At 55.7% G+C, this 16,117-nt stretch carries 17 protein-coding genes and 1 riboswitch; of the genes, 9 read left to right on the plus strand and 8 right to left on the minus strand.

Translation table 11 applies throughout. The annotated features are described in order from the left end of the window. Positions 1–55 precede the first annotated feature (55 nt). The 8 genes from rpoB to C8N30_RS05320 form a co-directional block, all read right to left on the minus strand. Positions 56–4,195 (minus strand): DNA-directed RNA polymerase subunit beta, encoded by a 4,140-nt coding sequence (gene rpoB / locus C8N30_RS05285; RefSeq protein ID WP_025063460.1) that lies wholly within the window; start codon positions 4,193–4,195, stop codon positions 56–58. 241 nt (positions 4,196–4,436) lie between these two features. Continuing rightward, complete coding sequence (rplL, locus tag C8N30_RS05290) at positions 4,437–4,808, minus strand: 50S ribosomal protein L7/L12 (protein WP_025063461.1); 372 nt, start codon at positions 4,806–4,808, stop codon at positions 4,437–4,439. 79 nt (positions 4,809–4,887) lie between these two features. Continuing rightward, positions 4,888–5,400 carry a 50S ribosomal protein L10 gene (gene rplJ, locus C8N30_RS05295; RefSeq protein WP_025063462.1) on the minus strand — a complete coding sequence of 171 codons (513 nt, stop codon included), beginning with the start codon at positions 5,398–5,400 and terminating at the stop codon, positions 4,888–4,890. Positions 5,401–5,851: 451 nt separating this feature from the next. After that, positions 5,852–6,547, minus strand: coding sequence for a 50S ribosomal protein L1 (rplA, locus tag C8N30_RS05300; protein ID WP_025063463.1), 696 nt, complete (start codon positions 6,545–6,547; stop codon positions 5,852–5,854). Position 6,548: 1 nt separating this feature from the next. Then, positions 6,549–6,974, minus strand: a complete 426-nt coding sequence (gene rplK / locus C8N30_RS05305; RefSeq protein ID WP_025063464.1) for a 50S ribosomal protein L11 — start codon at positions 6,972–6,974, stop codon at positions 6,549–6,551. 347 nt (positions 6,975–7,321) lie between these two features. Then, positions 7,322–7,855 carry a transcription termination/antitermination protein NusG gene (gene nusG / locus C8N30_RS05310; RefSeq protein ID WP_025063465.1) on the minus strand — a complete coding sequence of 178 codons (534 nt, stop codon included), beginning with the start codon at positions 7,853–7,855 and terminating at the stop codon, positions 7,322–7,324. A 224-nt stretch (positions 7,856–8,079) separates the two neighbouring features. Next, positions 8,080–8,277, minus strand: a complete 198-nt coding sequence (gene secE / locus C8N30_RS05315; RefSeq protein WP_025063466.1) for a preprotein translocase subunit SecE — start codon at positions 8,275–8,277, stop codon at positions 8,080–8,082. A gap of 79 nt (positions 8,278–8,356) precedes the next feature. Then, positions 8,357–9,136 (minus strand): hypothetical protein, encoded by a 780-nt coding sequence (locus tag C8N30_RS05320; RefSeq protein ID WP_025063467.1) that lies wholly within the window; start codon positions 9,134–9,136, stop codon positions 8,357–8,359. 271 nt (positions 9,137–9,407) lie between these two features. On the opposite strand from C8N30_RS05320, the gene C8N30_RS05325 reads away from it, so the two are divergent. From C8N30_RS05325 to C8N30_RS05365, 9 genes are all read left to right on the plus strand, one after another. After that, positions 9,408–10,472: a type III polyketide synthase gene (locus C8N30_RS05325; RefSeq protein ID WP_025063468.1), complete on the plus strand. Its 1,065-nt coding sequence runs from the start codon at positions 9,408–9,410 to the stop codon at positions 10,470–10,472. Then, positions 10,472–10,969 (plus strand): isoprenylcysteine carboxyl methyltransferase family protein, encoded by a 498-nt coding sequence (locus C8N30_RS05330; protein ID WP_025063469.1) that lies wholly within the window; start codon positions 10,472–10,474, stop codon positions 10,967–10,969. The genes C8N30_RS05325 and C8N30_RS05330 overlap by 1 nt, the downstream gene beginning before the upstream one ends. Then, positions 10,915–11,646 carry a hypothetical protein gene (locus tag C8N30_RS05335; protein ID WP_147419679.1) on the plus strand — a complete coding sequence of 244 codons (732 nt, stop codon included), beginning with the start codon at positions 10,915–10,917 and terminating at the stop codon, positions 11,644–11,646. The genes C8N30_RS05330 and C8N30_RS05335 overlap by 55 nt, the downstream gene beginning before the upstream one ends. A gap of 5 nt (positions 11,647–11,651) precedes the next feature. Next, positions 11,652–11,750: riboswitch (TPP riboswitch) on the plus strand. 63 nt (positions 11,751–11,813) lie between these two features. Then, on the plus strand, positions 11,814–12,629 hold the full coding sequence (gene thiD / locus C8N30_RS05340) for a bifunctional hydroxymethylpyrimidine kinase/phosphomethylpyrimidine kinase (RefSeq protein WP_025063471.1): 816 nt from the start codon (positions 11,814–11,816) through the stop codon (positions 12,627–12,629). Further along, a complete protein-coding gene (locus C8N30_RS05345; RefSeq protein WP_025063472.1) occupies positions 12,626–13,606 on the plus strand; it encodes an FAD-dependent oxidoreductase in 981 nt (326 codons plus the stop codon). Before thiD ends, C8N30_RS05345 begins: the two co-directional genes overlap by 4 nt. Further along, positions 13,596–13,793: a sulfur carrier protein ThiS gene (gene thiS / locus C8N30_RS05350; protein WP_025063473.1), complete on the plus strand. Its 198-nt coding sequence runs from the start codon at positions 13,596–13,598 to the stop codon at positions 13,791–13,793. Before C8N30_RS05345 ends, thiS begins: the two co-directional genes overlap by 11 nt. Positions 13,794–13,796: 3 nt before the next feature. Beyond that, a complete protein-coding gene (locus C8N30_RS05355) occupies positions 13,797–14,558 on the plus strand; it encodes a thiazole synthase (RefSeq protein WP_025063474.1) in 762 nt (253 codons plus the stop codon). Next, positions 14,555–15,151, plus strand: coding sequence for a thiamine phosphate synthase (locus C8N30_RS05360; protein ID WP_025063475.1), 597 nt, complete (start codon positions 14,555–14,557; stop codon positions 15,149–15,151). Before C8N30_RS05355 ends, C8N30_RS05360 begins: the two co-directional genes overlap by 4 nt. Then, a complete protein-coding gene (locus tag C8N30_RS05365; RefSeq protein WP_025063476.1) occupies positions 15,148–16,110 on the plus strand; it encodes a HesA/MoeB/ThiF family protein in 963 nt (320 codons plus the stop codon). The genes C8N30_RS05360 and C8N30_RS05365 overlap by 4 nt, the downstream gene beginning before the upstream one ends. The last annotated feature ends 7 nt before the right edge of the window (positions 16,111–16,117 follow it).

Raw genomic sequence — 16,117 nt, forward strand, 5'->3', positions numbered from 1 at the left:
GCACCCAAACTCTCGTGGAGAGTTTGGGCTCGAAGTCTCGAAAAGACTTTGTTTGTTACTCTTCGTCCTCCGCATCCAGGAGTTCCATGTTGAGACCCAGGCCGCGGACCTCTTTGACCAGAACGTTGAACGATTCAGGAATACCTGCCTCGAAGTTGTCCTCGCCTTTGACGATGCTCTCGTACACTTTTGTACGGCCAGCAACGTCATCCGATTTCACGGTAAGCATTTCCTGCAAAGTGTATGCAGCGCCGTAGGCCTCAAGTGCCCAGACCTCCATCTCACCAAAGCGCTGGCCACCGAACTGTGCTTTACCGCCCAATGGCTGCTGGGTAACCAGCGAGTATGGTCCGGTTGAGCGCGCGTGGATTTTGTCGTCCACGAGGTGGTGCAGCTTGAGCAGGTACTTCACGCCAACAGTAACCTTCCGGCTGAACTGCTCGCCTGTGCGTCCGTCAAACAGGATCGACTGGCCGGATGTGTCAAAACCTGCACGTGCGAGGCTGTCGTTGACGTCCGCTTCCTTTGCGCCGTCAAAAACGGGCGTAGCAATCGGCACACCGCGGGTCACGTTGCCCGCCGCCTCCAACAACGTATCCTCGTCCATGCCGACAATACCCTCGTCATAGACATCATCACCATAGGCCAACTTCATCGCTTCACGCACAGGGGTCATATCGCCGGAACGCTTATATTCTTGCAGCGCCTCGTCGATGTTAATGCCCAGACCGCGTGCGGCCCAGCCCATGTGCGTCTCAAGGATCTGACCGACGTTCATACGCGACGGCACACCCAACGGGTTCAGACAGAAATCAACTGGCGTACCATCTGCGAGGAACGGCATGTCTTCCATTGGGACCACTTTGGAAATAACACCCTTGTTCCCGTGACGACCGGCCATTTTATCACCTGGTTGAAGCTTACGCTTCACAGCGACGAAGACTTTAACCATCTTCATCACACCGGGGGGCAGATCGTCGCCACGGCGTACTTTCTCGACTTTGTCCTCAAAGCGGGCATCCAAGGTCCGTTTCTGGATCTCGTACTGCTCGTTCAGGGCTTCCACGATTTTCGCGTCGTCTTCGTCCTCAAGTGCCAACTGCCACCACTGACCACGTGTGAGCACCTCGTCGAGGGTCTCTTCCGTGATCTGGCTTCCGGGCTTCACACCCTTAGGGCCTTTGACAGCGGTTTTGCCAAGGATCATCTCACGTAGACGGGCAAAGATGTTGCGATCAAGGATCGCCAGCTCGTCGTCGCGGTCACGGGCCAGACGCTCGACCTCTTCACGCTCGATTTGCAGGGCACGTTCGTCTTTTTCCACACCGTGGCGGTTGAACACACGTACCTCGACGACTGTACCGAAATCACCCGGCTTCACACGCAGCGATGTATCGCGCACGTCGGATGCTTTCTCACCAAAGATGGCGCGCAGGAGTTTCTCCTCGGGCGTCATCGGGCTTTCGCCTTTCGGTGTAATCTTACCGACAAGAATATCGCCCGGCTCTACGTCTGCGCCGATATAGACAATGCCAGCCTCGTCGAGGTTCCGCAGCGCTTCTTCACCAACGTTCGGAATATCGCGTGTGATTTCCTCTGGTCCAAGCTTTGTATCGCGTGCGGCGACTTCGAATTCCTCAATGTGAATCGAGGTGAAGACGTCATCGCGCGAAATACGCTCAGAGATCAGGATGGAGTCTTCATAGTTATAACCGTTCCAAGGCATAAACGCGACGACCACGTTCTTCCCAAGGGCGAGTTCCCCCATGTCAGTGGACGGACCATCAGCGATCACCTGACCTTTTGTTACCACTTCACCTACCTGTACCAGCGGACGCTGATTGATGCAGGTGTTCTGGTTGGAGCGCTGGAACTTACGCATGCGGTAGATATCCACGCCTGCATCGCCCAACTCGAGGTCTTCGGTCGCGCGGATAACGATACGCGTTGCGTCAACTTGGTCAATCACGCCCGCGCGCTTTGCCATATAGGCCGCACCAGAGTCGCGTGCCACAACCTCTTCGATACCTGTACCAACAAGTGGTGCCTCGGCTTGCAGAAGGGGAACCGCCTGACGCTGCATGTTCGAGCCCATCAAGGCTCTGTTCGCATCGTCATTCTCGAGGAACGGGATGAGAGAGGCGGCAACAGACACCAACTGCTTTGGCGAAACGTCAATCAGGTCTACGTTCATGGAAGGCGACAGTGTGTAGTCACCTGATTTACGGGTGGAAACCAGATCGTTCACGAACTTCATGTTCTCGTCGAGGTTCGCGTTGGCCTGCGCCACTGTGTGACGCATCTCTTCCGTAGCGGACATATACTGGACTTCGTCCGATACAATGCCGTCTTTTACCTTACGGTAGGGTGTTTCGATAAAGCCGTATTTGTTTACGCGAGCGAAAGTCGCCAGCGAGTTGATCAGACCAATGTTTGGACCTTCGGGCGTTTCAATCGGGCACATCCGGCCATAGTGCGTCGGGTGAACGTCACGTACTTCAAAACCGGCACGCTCACGGGTCAGACCACCTGGTCCAAGCGCTGAAAGGCGACGCTTGTGCGTAACCTCGGAGAGCGGGTTTGTTTGGTCCATGAACTGCGACAGCTGCGAGGAGCCAAAGAATTCACGCACCGCAGCAGCAGCAGGTTTTGCGTTAATCAGGTCTTGTGGCATGACTGTGTCAATTTCGACGGAAGACATACGTTCCTTGATCGCGCGCTCCATGCGGAGCAAACCAACACGGTATTGGTTCTCCATCAATTCACCGACAGAGCGCACACGACGGTTGCCGAGGTGATCGATATCGTCGATATCGCCGCGGCCATCGCGCAGGTCTACAAGCGCTTTGATACATGCCACGATATCGTCGCGGTCCAGTGTGCGCTGTGTGTCTTCTTTGTCCAGTGCAAGGCGCATGTTCATCTTTACACGGCCAACAGCAGACAGGTCATAACGCTCGCCGTCAAAGAACAGCGTGTCGAACAGGTTTGACGCGGCCTCGACTGTGGGTGGCTCACCCGGGCGCATAACGCGGTAAATGTCCATGAGCGCGGTGTCGCGGTTCATGTTCTTATCTGCGGCCATCGTGTTGCGCATGTAGGGGCCGACATTGACGTTGTCGATGTCCAAGAGTGGGATCTCGGTGATGCCCGCATCGACCAGCTCTTTAGCTGTACCGCCGATGAGCGTGCCGTCTTTGTCGTACTCCAAAGTCATCTCATCGCCAGCTTCGACGTAAATCGCGCCAGTTTCTTCGTTGATAATATCTTTGGAAACAAACTTGCCTTCGATGTGGCTGAACGGAACCAAAAGCTCGGTCACGCTGCCTTCATCAATCAGTTGTTTTACGGCGCGGGGCGTTACTTTTTTGCCAGCTTCGAACAACACTTCGCCGCTTGCCGCGTCGATGATATCATAGGTCGGGCGGGTGCCGCGAACACGTTCCGGGAAGAACGGCGCGATCCAGCCTTTGCCAGCCTCGAGCTTATAGTGAACGGTGTTGTAATAGGCATCCATAATCGCTTCTTGGTCGAGACCAAGCGAGTACAGCAGAGTTGTTACGGGCAGCTTGCGGCGACGGTCGATGCGCGCGAACACAATGTCCTTCGCGTCGAACTCGAAATCGAGCCATGAACCACGGTAAGGAATGATGCGGCAGGCAAACAGCAACTTGCCGGAGGAATGTGTCTTACCCTTGTCGTGGTCAAAAAACACACCTGGAGAGCGATGCATCTGGGACACGATCACACGCTCGGTACCGTTCACAATGAAGGTACCGTTTGGCGTCATAAGGGGCATATCTCCCATAAACACATCTTGCTCTTTGATGTCTTTAACAGACTTTGCACCTGTATCCTCATCGATATCGAAAACGATCAGACGGAGCGTCACTTTAAGCGGCGCGGAATACGTCATGTCGCGCTGCTGGCATTCCTCGACGTCATATTTCGGCTTCTCAAGCTCGTACTTTACGTACTCGAGAATAGATGTCTCATTGAAATCCTTGATCGGGAAAACCGACTGGAAAACGCCCTGAATACCATCACCGTCGGTGGGCGTCTCGGCATCGCCAGAGTTCAGGAACAGATCATAAGAAGATTTTTGAACCTCGATCAGGTTCGGCATTTCCAGCACTTCGCGGATTTTGCCATAATATTTACGTAGACGCTTCTGGCCAAGGAAGGATTGTGCCATGTGTCGTGTCACCTTTCGTGTCTCTTGCCTGAACGCTGCCACCGGGAACGTGGTGCGCTCATCAGAGCGGTTTAGTCCTGTCTATGCTGGAAAGCGTCCCACCGCCTTCCTTCCGACCATTGGACCTCTCCAGAAAGACGCTCATGCTTAAAAGCGTCTTTCAAGACAGGTTTGGCCGGACGGAGATTCACCCCATCCAGCCTGTTTTTTGTGTGCAGGACGTAAAGCCCTGCGAAGTGGCTTACGCCAGTTCGATCTCGGCACCAGCTGCAACCAGCTTTGCCATGATTTCTTCGGCTTCCGCTTTCGAAACGCCTTCTTTGATTTTACCACCGGCCTCAACGAGGTCTTTGGCTTCTTTCAGGCCGAGGCCTGTGATGCCGCGAACTTCTTTGATCACGTTGATTTTGGATGCGCCGGCGTTCTTCAGAACAACGTCGAATTCAGTCTTTTCCTCAGCAGCAGCGCCTGCATCCGCAGGGCCCGCCATCATGACTGCGCCACCGGCTGCAGGCTCGATGCCGTACTCGTCTTTGAGGATTGTCTTCAGTTCTTGTGCTTCAAGCAGTGTAAGACCAACGATGTCTTCTGCCAGTTTTTTCAGATCAGCCATGTTTTAGCTCTTTCCGTTAACGATATGTGTGTTCCAACGCGCAGTTTCAACCGCTACGTCGATGTGACGATAGTGTCGCTTAGGCAGCTCTGTCTTCGATCGTTGACAGAATGGATGCGATGTTGCTTGCAGGTGCGCCAATGGCCCCGGCGATGTTCGATGCTGGTGCGCCCAACATGCCCGCGATTGTGGAGATAAGCTCCTCGCGCGAAGGCAGTTTGGACACGGCTTCGACACCGGCGACGTCCAACGCGTTCTCACCCATTGCACCACCGAGGATAACCAGCTTCGGGTTATCTTTGGCGAATGCCTGAGCAACCTTGGCCGCAGCCACAGGATCCTCAGAGTAGGTCAGAACGGTCATACCCGTCAGAAGGTTCGCAATGCTTGCGCATGGCTTGCCCTCAAGGGCGATCTTGGCGAGCCGGTTTTTGGCAACACGCACAGATCCACCCGCAGCGGTTGCCCGCGCACGTAGATCCTGCATTTCAGCAACTGTCAGACCGACGTAGTGGCTAACCACTACAACGCCAGAGCTTTCAAAGATCTGGCCGAGCTCATCGACCAGCTGTTCTTTTTGTGCTCTATCCACAGTTTCTCTCCAAAGTTATCGGAGGGGTGACCCTCCGGGCTCGTTTCGTCAGGCAAGTGTTGCCTGACATCGGGTCCTTACGGGTCCTTCCCAAGACCGTCCGAGAGCAATGCTCTAGAAAAGTCACGAGTTTTCCCCATCTCAGGCAGGAATTATGAGCATAAAACACAGCCCACCCGCCATCTCGGACGAAGCGCAAAAAGCGCACGACGAATCGTGCGCTATGATGCAAGGCTTGATCTAGTCGGGTTAGACAGGAATGTGAAGCGTCAAATCTTCAAGAATGCTATTCTTGATCAAGCCGGGCCCTGACACGCCAATCAACATCTGACACAAAGACTATCTTGATAAACAGTTGTTGCGATCAAACCGGATCTTAGGCTCCCGCCACAGCTCAAAAAAAAGGGCGCCCCTACCGGAGCGCCCTCTTGGATTTAACGTCCCTGAAATATCAGGAGATGGCTTTTTCAACTGCAACAGTAACGCCAGGGCCCATTGAGGAGCTGAGCGAGATCTGCTGAAGATAGGAGCCTTTGGCGCCGGCTGGGCGCGCTTTTGCGACCGCGCTTACGAACGCACGGATGTTCTCAACCAGCTTTGCTTCGTCAAAGGATACTTTGCCGACGCCTGCATGAACGACACCGCCCTTTTCAGCTTTGAACTGAACTTCGCCGCCCTTCGCCGCTTTCACAGCTGCAGCAACATCCATTGTCACAGTACCGACTTTAGGGTTCGGCATCAGGTTACGAGGCCCCAACACTTTACCCAGACGACCAACAACGGGCATCATGTCAGGTGTTGCGATGCAACGGTCGAATTCGATCTTGCCGCCCATGATGATATCCATCAGGTCCTCGGCGCCAACGATATCGGCTCCCGCTGCTGTCGCTTCATCAGCTTTCGGACCGCGCGCGAATACCGCAACGCGAACATCCTTACCTGTACCATTAGGCAAGCCCACAACGCCGCGAACCATCTGGTCTGCGTGACGCGGGTCGATCCCGAGGTTCATGGCAATCTCGATCGTCTCGTCGAACTTGGTGTTCGAGTTTGCCTTGATCAGAGATACCGCTTCTTCAACTGTGAGGTTCTCTTTGCCGACGAATGCTTCGCGTGCGGCGCGGATACGTTTTCCAAGCTTTGCCATATTACTTAACCTCGATGCCCATGGACTTTGCGGAGCCCAGAATGATTTTCATTGCTGCTTCCACATCGTTTGCGGACAGATCGACCATCTTGGCTTCTGCAATTTCGCGCAGCTGCTTTGGCGTGATGGAGCCCACGTTCTCACGCGATGGCGTCTTGGCGCCAGACTTCACTTTTGCCGCTTTTTTCAGGAAGTACGACGCAGGTGGCGTCTTGATGTCCATAGTGAAGGACTTGTCCTGATAGTAGCTGATCACTGTTGGGCAAGGTGCGCCCGGCTCCAGGTCTGCTGTCTTGGCGTTGAACGCTTTACAGAATTCCATGATGTTGATGCCGCGCTGACCCAACGCCGGACCTACCGGCGGGGACGGGTTTGCTTGACCCGCTTTAACTTGCAACTTCATCGTACCGACGAGTTTCTTGGCCATTGGCCTTCTCCTTTGTCATCGGCAAGGTCTCCCCTGCCCTACAAGGTCACAACGCGCTGTGACCGCCATTTAGCGTGGTGCGGCCCAAGGCATCGCGATGCCCCTACCTCCCACGAACGATTCGCCGCTCAGCAATGCTGATCGGCGCAAGAGCCTGCTCACTAGAACACTTGGGCGCTCTAATCAAACGGTATCTTGTAGTTATAATCTCATTGCCGCACCCCTACGCACCCAAAACCCGAAACAGGGGAACGACCGATAGAACTCATAGCTGCCCCAGAGGGCAAAGGCGCTGCAGACGAATGGCGACAAAGCGCTGAACCACCCGTTCGCACAGCGCGCGCCAATCAGATTTGTTTGTTTACCTGAGTAAAGTCCAGCTCGACGGGTGTCTCGCGGCCAAAAATAGAAACCATAACCTTGATCTTCTGGTTCTCTTCATCGACCTCTTCAACCATACCGTCGAAGTCTTCAAACGGGCCATCGCCAACTTTGACGCGCTCCCCGATCTCGAAGTGGATGAGGGTCCGCGGTGTCTCTTCACCCTCTTGGACACGGCCAAGGATCGCTGTTACCTCAGCATCACGCATCGGCATGGGGCGCCCTTGAGGGCCCAGAAAGCCGGTCACGCGATTGATGGAATTGATCAGGTGATAACCGCGGTCGGACATTTCCATGTGTACAAGAACATATCCTGGCATGAAGCGACGCTCGGTCGTCACCTTCTTGCCGCGGCGAACCTCGATCACTTCCTCGGTTGGTACCAGTACTTCGTCAATCTGGTCCTCAAGCTGCTGCTCAGCAACTGTGGTGCGGATCTGCTCGGCAATCTTTTTCTCGAAGTTCGACAGGACGCTGACCGAATACCATCTTTTTGCCATTTGATCTTTCCGTCCTTGTCCTAAGTGCTGAGCACTTGCGAATTCCTAAAAACACTAAGGGGCAAAAGCCCCAGCCGCCTGCAACGAATATCAATGCGTAACTCGAATCAAATCATACGCGCCACAGAACAGATCTGCGGACTAGCCCACGCGCCCTTGGGATTCAAGTGTTGGAAAAGATATTTGAGGTCAAACAACCTTCAACCGCATAGCTGTAGCCGGCATTAGCCAAACATAGTCAGCACGTACTGGAGCCCGCCGCGGATCACAATATCAACCAACGCAAAGAACACAGCCGTCAACGCAGCGAGAATAAAGACCATCACTGTGGTCAACATCACCTCGCGGCGCGTTGGCCAGACAACCTTTGCGACTTCTGCGCGGGTTTGCTGAATGAACTGAAGCGGATTGGTCATGGCCATGGAATACATCCTGAATTATCGCTGGAACAGCACTTAGCCGCAGAAGAGCCGTGTTTCAAGACTTCAAATGCCACCAAGGCTAGGCGCTTTTTTCATTCAAACTCGCCAAACGTCGCTTTAGCGCTTCGTCGTGACGCGCGTCGGCTGTGGCCAAGTCACCAAAGTCCGGCAGATAAAAGCCATCAACCGTCCCTTCGGGGAAGCGGTCGAGCACGGCATCCCAGCGCATGGCAAATCTGTCAAGACGCGCGTGCAACACGGCAGCACGCGCGGGCCTGCGGCTGGCATACCAGCGATTTGCCTTAACCACACCGTGCCAGAATCCATCATATCCGGCGATCAAAAAGACGCCTACCGTTATAAATACAAGAACCAGCATGAGACCAAGAATCAGCCAGGGCCGCAAAAGCACCAACAAGGCAAAGCCCGCCAGCGCGATATGCGCCGCTGTGGGCCGATAGCCGCGGATACGGTCGACAAGAGGGCTGGTTCGGGACGGCTTTACCATTGATTCCCTCTGTTTTGATTTTAATGGCGCGCTGCGCACAATCGCCGCGCCCTTGCGCCGAAAGGAAAACCAGCGTTTCTTCCGGATGGGGTCGATACGAACTGAATCATCTGGCCGCTCGAGTTCGGGCAGGGTGTCGGCCTTTCGACGGACGCGTGTCGGAGTTCTCGCCTCCAACGGTGCCTCGTCGACGTGAACCTCACCTGCCTTGGCAGCGGCATGCACAGGTGTACGGCTTTGGACAGGCGTCTCCTCGGTTAAAATCGACCGGATCGCACTTAATGATTGCTCATCAAGCCCTGTTTCAGCTGCTTCGCTATGCTGGGGTGATGTTTTAGGTGCTGCTGTCATCTACTCATACCAATTGCCCGAAGATCATTACCGGCTGGTATGCGGGCCTTTTACGGCACTTCAATGAAGAGGATGTGACGCTAAAATGGCATTGTTTTCAGGCAGCCTCCAATGCGATTCTTTCGGGCGCATTGTGCCGGAAACACCAGGAGGTACGGATTGCCATTTCATGCGTTAAATAAGCCTAGGCCGTGCTGCACTAGCTAAATCTCGTATCTTCAACTGGATCATCAAAGCGACACGTCGGGTTTTTAGATTAAAAGGTTTTTTGATGTCAGTTTATTTACACGGTCTTTCGACCGCCCTCCCGCCCCATTGCCTCACCCAGTCGGAGGTAAAGGAGCGCGCCGCAGTCATATTCAGTCAAAAGTACCCACAATTTGACCGACTCTCAAAAACCTTTGAAACCGCGGGTATCGACAGACGATACTCGGTTGTGCCGATTGACTGGTTTTCCGCCGAACACGGATGGTCAGACCGCAACACCGCCTTCATAAGCGGCGCAAAGAGCATGTTTATAGCGGCCGCACAGCGCGCGCTCGAAGACGCGGGCTGGTCGGGTGCCGAGGTCGATTGCGTTGTTACAGTGACCTCCACAGGGATCGCGACACCTTCGTTAGAGGCACAGGTTTTCGGCGAAATGGGATTTCGCGAGGACATCATGCGGGTTCCAGTCTTCGGCCTTGGCTGTGCAGGGGGCGTATCGGGGTTATCGACAGCACAGATACTTGCTGCGGGGCGTCCGGGGTCCAAGGTTTTGCTGGTTGTGGTAGAGGCATGCTCCCTTTCCTTCCGCGCAGACCGCCTGCAAAATGCGGATATCATCGCAACCGTTCTATTTGGTGATGGATCTGCTGCCGCGTGTATTTGTACCGATTTGCCTGCGGCGGGGAATGTTGTAACGCTGGGGCGGGGTCACCAAAAAATCTGGCCGGATACACTCGATATCATGGGCTGGGATGTAGACGAGGCAGGATTCGGTGTGGTATTTGACCGCTCTATTCCCGCGTTTGTTTCGGCAGAATTCGCGGTAGCCACAAAGGGCGCCCTCGAAGCAGCAGATCTCGATCATGTTCAAATTGACCGCTACGTCTGTCACCCGGGCGGTGCAAAAGTAGTAGACGCTATAGAAGACGCACTTCACCTTGAGCATGGATCCCTCGATGCCGAGCGGGACACACTGCGCACTACGGGAAACATGTCGGCCCCCACCGTCATGTTTGTGATAAAGGCCGTTTTGCAAGCAGGCCACACGGGCCAGATGATGTCATGTGCTCTGGGTCCAGGATTCACTGCATCCTTCCTTCCCTTTCAGGTCAGCGCGCAGGCCGCATGATGCAAACAGCAACCTTTCTGTTTCTCGCCTTCATCATTATCCAGCGCCTTAGCGAACTGGTTATTGCAAAACGAAACACCGCAAAGCTCCTGCCCAAAGGGGCTTATGAGGTTGGGGCCGCACATTATCCGGTAATGGTTGCGATGCACACTGCATGGATCACCTGTTTGGTAGTTTTCGGATATGACGAGGCGGTAGACTTGACTTGGCTCGGTGCTTTTGCAGTTCTGCAAGTATTGCGCCTTTGGATATTGGGCAGTCTGGGCAGACGCTGGACCACTCGGATCATTGTCCTCGAAGGACCGCTCGTTGTCCGGGGTCCTTTCAAGTATTTTGCTCATCCCAACTACATGCTTGTCGTGGCCGAGATCATCGTGGCACCAATGGTAATTGGGCTTGGCTGGGTTGCGGTGATATTCACAATACTCAATGCAGCTATGTTGTGGGTCCGGATCCGGATCGAGCACAACGCTTTGGCCCCATTCAGAGCGACGTAGAAGTGTTTTCGGGAATCGGTTTTGGTGCGCAAAAGATTGGATTGGCGGCACTGACATTTCCCAAGATCGTAGCCACATTCATTTTGGTCCTGACCATTTTGATTGGCGCAAGCGTTCCCCGCGTCACATTCGACGATGACATCCACCGTGTGTTCTTGTCTGACAGCCCCCTTTCAGATGCCCAGCGCGCGTATGAAAAGGACCAGTCTCCGCCGCTCGGCACCGTCTTAATACTGGTAAAAGCCGAACACGCTTTCACTGCGCCCCAGATGTCGGATCTGCGCGATCTTACGCTCGATCTGGAATTTCTGGAGGGTGTAGCAGCAGTTGCTTCTCCTTTTATCCTACGTTCGCCACCGGAAGCGGATGCCCCTTCGGGCAAGCCTCTTTTCACGTACGAAATTCCGGATGATTTCGGTACTGACCTGACCGCCTTCAAGGAAATAAACACCGGCCTTCCGACATTTCTCGACAATTCGCTGACAGACTGTAATATCGGCATCCCCAATTCAGCAGCTACACTATATCCACAAACTTCGGAAAATTCGCCGACTTTTGGCCTGCGATCTAAACATAATCACAGGGCAAAAGTGCTCCTGTTCGAAACCTTACAGCCGGTGCAACTCCGGAAGAAATGCAATTCCAAAATATTTGACACGGATTTTTCTTACCGCTAGACGTGGTGCATCCGTTGGGGTGCCTGACAAGGCTGAGAGGCGAAAGCTGACCCATCGAACCTGATCCGGGTCATTCCGGCGTAGGGAACGGAGTAAAGCTTTGGCATTAATGCCATATTTCCCTCCTGTTTTCTATGCTGCTGGCCCTTTTGCAAAATGGGGCTGCTATGTTTTCTCAGGCACTAACGATTGCGGGCTCCGACAGTGGTGGCGGCGCGGGCATTCAGGCCGATCTCAAGACTTTCAGCGCTTTAGGCGTTTATGGCGCCAGTGTGATCACGGCAGTGACTGCGCAAAATACCCGTGCGGTCACAGCCGTCGAAACGCTGTCCCCTGTCATGATTTGCGCCCAGATAGATGCAGTCCTTGGCGATCTAGCGATAGCAGCGGTAAAAATCGGCATGCTGGGCGATGCGGACGCGATTGATGCTGTGGCAGGCAGGCTTGCCAATAGCGCGGTGCCGATTGTCCTTGATCCTGTGATGGTCGCTAAGTCGGGTGATGTCCTTTTGGCAGTAGAGGCTGTCGATAGCTTGCGCGCGCGCATGGTGCCTTTGGCCACACTATTGACCCCGAACTTGCCGGAGGCCGCATGCCTGCTGGGAACAGACGAAGCGGTGGACGAGTATCAAATGCTGGAACAAGGACGTACGCTTCTAGCCCTTGGACCCCGTGCGGTTTTGATGAAGGGGGGGCATACCAGCGGCAAAAATTGCGTTGATTTGTTGATTACGAAAGATGATGTGATCAGGCTGTCAGCTCCACGGCACGCCACACGCAATACACATGGCACGGGCTGCACGCTGTCAGCGGCGGTTGCCGCAGGGCTCGCGCGCGGGATGCCCCTGCCAGACGCCGTCAGGAAGGCCCATGCCTATCTGCAGGCAGCCATTGCGGCTGCGGATCTGCTGGACGTTGGCAATGGCCATGGCCCTGTCCATCACTTCCATGCGCTTTGGACCTGTGAAGGTTTCCCGCAATGACAGATGTAACCATCCTTGGCGCTGGCGTAGCAGGTTTGTGGGCCGCACGGTCATGCCTTTTGCGCGGTATTCGCCCAAGATTGCTGGACCGGACCGGCGCGGCAGGGCGGCATAGCTGTTCGTGGTGGGCGGGCGGAATGCTTGCTCCGGAATGCGAAGGAGCCACGGCAGAGCCGCCCGTAATGCGCCACGGACGGTTAGCAGCATCACTGTGGCAGGGCGTCACAAATGTTTATAAACGTGGTACACTGGTCCTTGCACCCGACAGGGACCGTGCCGAATTGGGCCGTTTCGCCGCGCGCACCAGCGGCCATACGGTCTGCGACGCAGCCGCAATTGCATCTCTCGAACCTGATCTGGAAGGCTGCCATAAACGTGGGCTTTTCTTTGAGGGCGAGGCACATCTGGACCCGCGACAGGCCCTCACTGATTTAGCCGACAGCCTCGAAGCATCGGGCGTTCGCGTCGAGATTGCCGATCTGCACCCGCGGGACATTACCGGACTGATAATTGATTGTCGCGGGCTGGCGGCCGCTGAGAGTCTGGATGGCTTGCGTGGCGTGCGCGGAGAGATGATCATTCTGCAAACGGACGAAGTTACGCTGAACCGCCCTGTACGCCTGCTGCATCCGCGCCATCCCCTTTATGTGGTTCCGCGTGCCGGTGGATTGTTCATGCTGGGCGCCACCCAAATCGAGAGCGAGGCACGCGGCCCCATAACAACACGATCGGCGCTGGAGTTATTATCAGCAGCCTATGCCCTAGATCCACGATTTGCCGAAGCCGCGATCGTCGAAACAGGGGCGGATCTGCGACCGGCCTTCTCCGACAACGTGCCACGTGTCGTGCGACGCGGCCAAGTTTTGCACCTCAACGGGTTGTTTCGACACGGCTACTTAATGGCACCTGCATTGGCTGAACAGGCGGCAGAATTTCTTTTAACTGGTGTAAGGGGAGACCTATTCCATGAAGATTGAAGTGAACGGTGAAGTCCGCGAGATCGCGTCAAATAATCTGGATACTGCACTTGCCGAGCTGGGTTGGGGCGAAGCGCGGGTGGCGACAGCCTTGAACGGCAGCTTTGTGCCCGCCGCCATGCGCGCGACGGCCGCGCTGTCGAACGGTGACCGTCTCGAAGTTTTAACTGCAATGCAGGGGGGCTGAGACATGCGCGACTTTTACGGCGTCACCCTACAAACCCCGATGATGTTGGGCACCGCACGCTATCCCTCGCCCAGCGTGATGGAGGCCGCCTTTATAAGCAGCGGCGCATCCGTCGCCACGGTATCGTTGCGCCGCGAGCGCGGTGCAGGGCAGGCTTTTTGGGACATGGTACGAGGGCTGGGTGTGCATCTGCTGCCCAATACTGCAGGTTGCCATTCTGCGCGCGAAGCAATCACCACAGCGCAGATGGCAAGGGAATATTTCCAAACCGACTGGATCAAACTGGAAGTTATCGGCCACGCCGATACCTTACAACCTGATCCTTTCGGGCTGGTGGAGGCGGCAGAAGCGCTCTGCGCTGACGGCTTCAACGTATTCCCCTACACCACCGAGGATCAGGTACTGGCGTCGCGTCTGGTGGAGGCAGGTTGCCGCGTACTCATGCCATGGGGCGCACCAATCGGATCGGGAATGGGGCTGAACAATATCCATGGGTTACGCACGCTGCGCGCTGCGTTTCCCGATGTCGCGATGGTGATTGATGCGGGTCTTGGCCTTCCCAGCCATGCGGCACAGGCCATGGAGCTGGGATTTGACGCAGTACTGCTCAATACAGCAGTGGCCGAAGCGGACGATCCTGTCGCGATGGCCCGCGCCTTTGGACTGGCAGCACAGGCGGGCGCGTTGGCTGCCACCGCCGGTCCCATGGGCCAACGCGATATGGCCGCACCCTCGACCCCTCTGATCGGAAAGGCATGGCTATGACGCTACCGCGCTTCTATCCCGTTTTTGACAGTGCTGACTGGATTGCTCGCGCCGTACCCCTCGGAGTGCGGCTGGTGCAATTGCGCATGAAAGACCAGCCCGATGATACTTTGCGCGCACAGATCATTGAGGCGCTGAGCCTGTGCCGGCGCCACGGGGCCGCGCTGGTTGTCAACGACCACTGGCAACAGGCGATTGATCTGGGCGCTGACTGGCTGCATCTAGGGCAGGAAGATCTGGACACTGCAGATATGGCCGCGATCCGCCGCGCAGGTCTTAAAGTGGGGGTATCTACCCATGACCATGCGGAGCTGGATCGTGCGCTCTCGCTGGCGCCCGACTATATCGCTCTTGGCCCCGTATATCCCACAATCCTCAAAAAGATGAAATGGACCGAGCAAGGACTTGACCGGCTGACAGAATGGAAAGGCTTGATAGGGGATATACCGCTTTGTGCAATTGGCGGGATGTCAGTGGCGCGTGCTGCTGGTGCATTTGCCGCCGGTGCAGATACTGTTGCGGCGGTTACCGACATCACGCTCAATGCTGATCCCGATGCCCGTATAGCGGCATGGCTGGATGTGGCGGGATGAATCGCTACGCACGCCAAATTGCGCTGTCGCAAGTTGGGCCCTCTGGTCAGGCGCGGCTGCGGGATGCCCATGTTTTGGTGGCGGGAGCAGGCGGCCTGGGTATGCCGGTGCTGCAATATCTGGTGGGCGCCGGCGTCGGCACGATCACACTAATCGACGGCGATTGTGTGGCGATTACAAACCTGCACCGCCAGCCGCTATACCGAATGAGCGACGTCGGCCGCCCCAAAGTGGATGCCGCAGCACAAGCGATGAAGGCCCTGAACCCCGAGGTGACACTACACGCAATATGTGAATGGCTCACACCGCAGAATGCGCCGCTTCTGGTCGCTCAAGCGGATCTGATCATTGATTGTGCCGATACTTTCGCGGCGAGCTTTACGCTCTCGGATGCAGCCCATCCGTTAGGCAAGCCGTTGATCAGCGCCTCGGCTCTCGGGCTGTCAGGCTATGTGGGGGGATTTTGCGGACCGGCCCCCTCATTGCGGGCAGTCTTTCCTGATTTGCCCAGCAGTGCTGCCACGTGTGAGACAGCAGGAGTCCTTGGACCTGTCGTGGCCATAATCGGCGCGACACAGGCGCAGATGGCACTGGCGGTTTTGCTCGAATTCTCACCTTCTCCGCTGGGTCAGATGATGATCGTTGACACTGCAAACTGGCGGATGTCCGGTTTTCGATTTGATGGCGCACCCGAGCCTGCCTCGCCTGCACCTTTCATCGCGCAAAGTCAGATCAGGCCTGAGGATTTCGTGATCGATCTGCGCACTGAAGCAGCCCTGCCCTTCAGTGCTGCGGCGTTGCACCTGTCCAGTCGGTCCCTGCACGATCTGGAACTACCCACGCCAGATACTCGCATTGTGCTGGCCTGCCGCACAGGCCTGCGCGCGCATCACGCCGCTGCCGATCTTCGTAAACGTTGGGCGGGTGATATTGCCCTTCTTGCCGTGACTGAAATTTAATATCCCT

The sequence above is a fragment of the Sulfitobacter guttiformis genome, assembly GCF_003610455.1.
Lineage (GTDB): Bacteria > Pseudomonadota > Alphaproteobacteria > Rhodobacterales > Rhodobacteraceae > Sulfitobacter > Sulfitobacter guttiformis.

Bases quoted from the DNA above. Each gene is read 5' to 3' on its own strand.
- C8N30_RS05355 (WP_025063474.1), top strand. From the start codon at position 13,797: ATGCGCGACTTTTACGGCGTCACCCTACAAACCCCGATGATGTTGGGC.
- C8N30_RS05365 (WP_025063476.1), top strand. From the start codon at position 15,148: ATGAATCGCTACGCACGCCAAATTGCGCTGTCGCAAGTTGGGCCCTCT.
- rplA (WP_025063463.1), bottom strand. From the start codon at position 6,547: ATGGCAAAGCTTGGAAAACGTATCCGCGCCGCACGCGAAGCATTCGTC.
- C8N30_RS05345 (WP_025063472.1), top strand. From the start codon at position 12,626: ATGACAGATGTAACCATCCTTGGCGCTGGCGTAGCAGGTTTGTGGGCC.
- C8N30_RS05330 (WP_025063469.1), top strand. From the start codon at position 10,472: ATGCAAACAGCAACCTTTCTGTTTCTCGCCTTCATCATTATCCAGCGC.
- C8N30_RS05320 (WP_025063467.1), bottom strand. From the start codon at position 9,136: ATGACAGCAGCACCTAAAACATCACCCCAGCATAGCGAAGCAGCTGAA.
- nusG (WP_025063465.1), bottom strand. From the start codon at position 7,855: ATGGCAAAAAGATGGTATTCGGTCAGCGTCCTGTCGAACTTCGAGAAA.
- rpoB (WP_025063460.1), bottom strand. From the start codon at position 4,195: ATGGCACAATCCTTCCTTGGCCAGAAGCGTCTACGTAAATATTATGGC.
- rplL (WP_025063461.1), bottom strand. From the start codon at position 4,808: ATGGCTGATCTGAAAAAACTGGCAGAAGACATCGTTGGTCTTACACTG.
- secE (WP_025063466.1), bottom strand. From the start codon at position 8,277: ATGGCCATGACCAATCCGCTTCAGTTCATTCAGCAAACCCGCGCAGAA.
- rplK (WP_025063464.1), bottom strand. From the start codon at position 6,974: ATGGCCAAGAAACTCGTCGGTACGATGAAGTTGCAAGTTAAAGCGGGT.
- thiS (WP_025063473.1), top strand. From the start codon at position 13,596: ATGAAGATTGAAGTGAACGGTGAAGTCCGCGAGATCGCGTCAAATAAT.
- thiD (WP_025063471.1), top strand. From the start codon at position 11,814: ATGTTTTCTCAGGCACTAACGATTGCGGGCTCCGACAGTGGTGGCGGC.
- C8N30_RS05325 (WP_025063468.1), top strand. From the start codon at position 9,408: ATGTCAGTTTATTTACACGGTCTTTCGACCGCCCTCCCGCCCCATTGC.
- C8N30_RS05360 (WP_025063475.1), top strand. From the start codon at position 14,555: ATGACGCTACCGCGCTTCTATCCCGTTTTTGACAGTGCTGACTGGATT.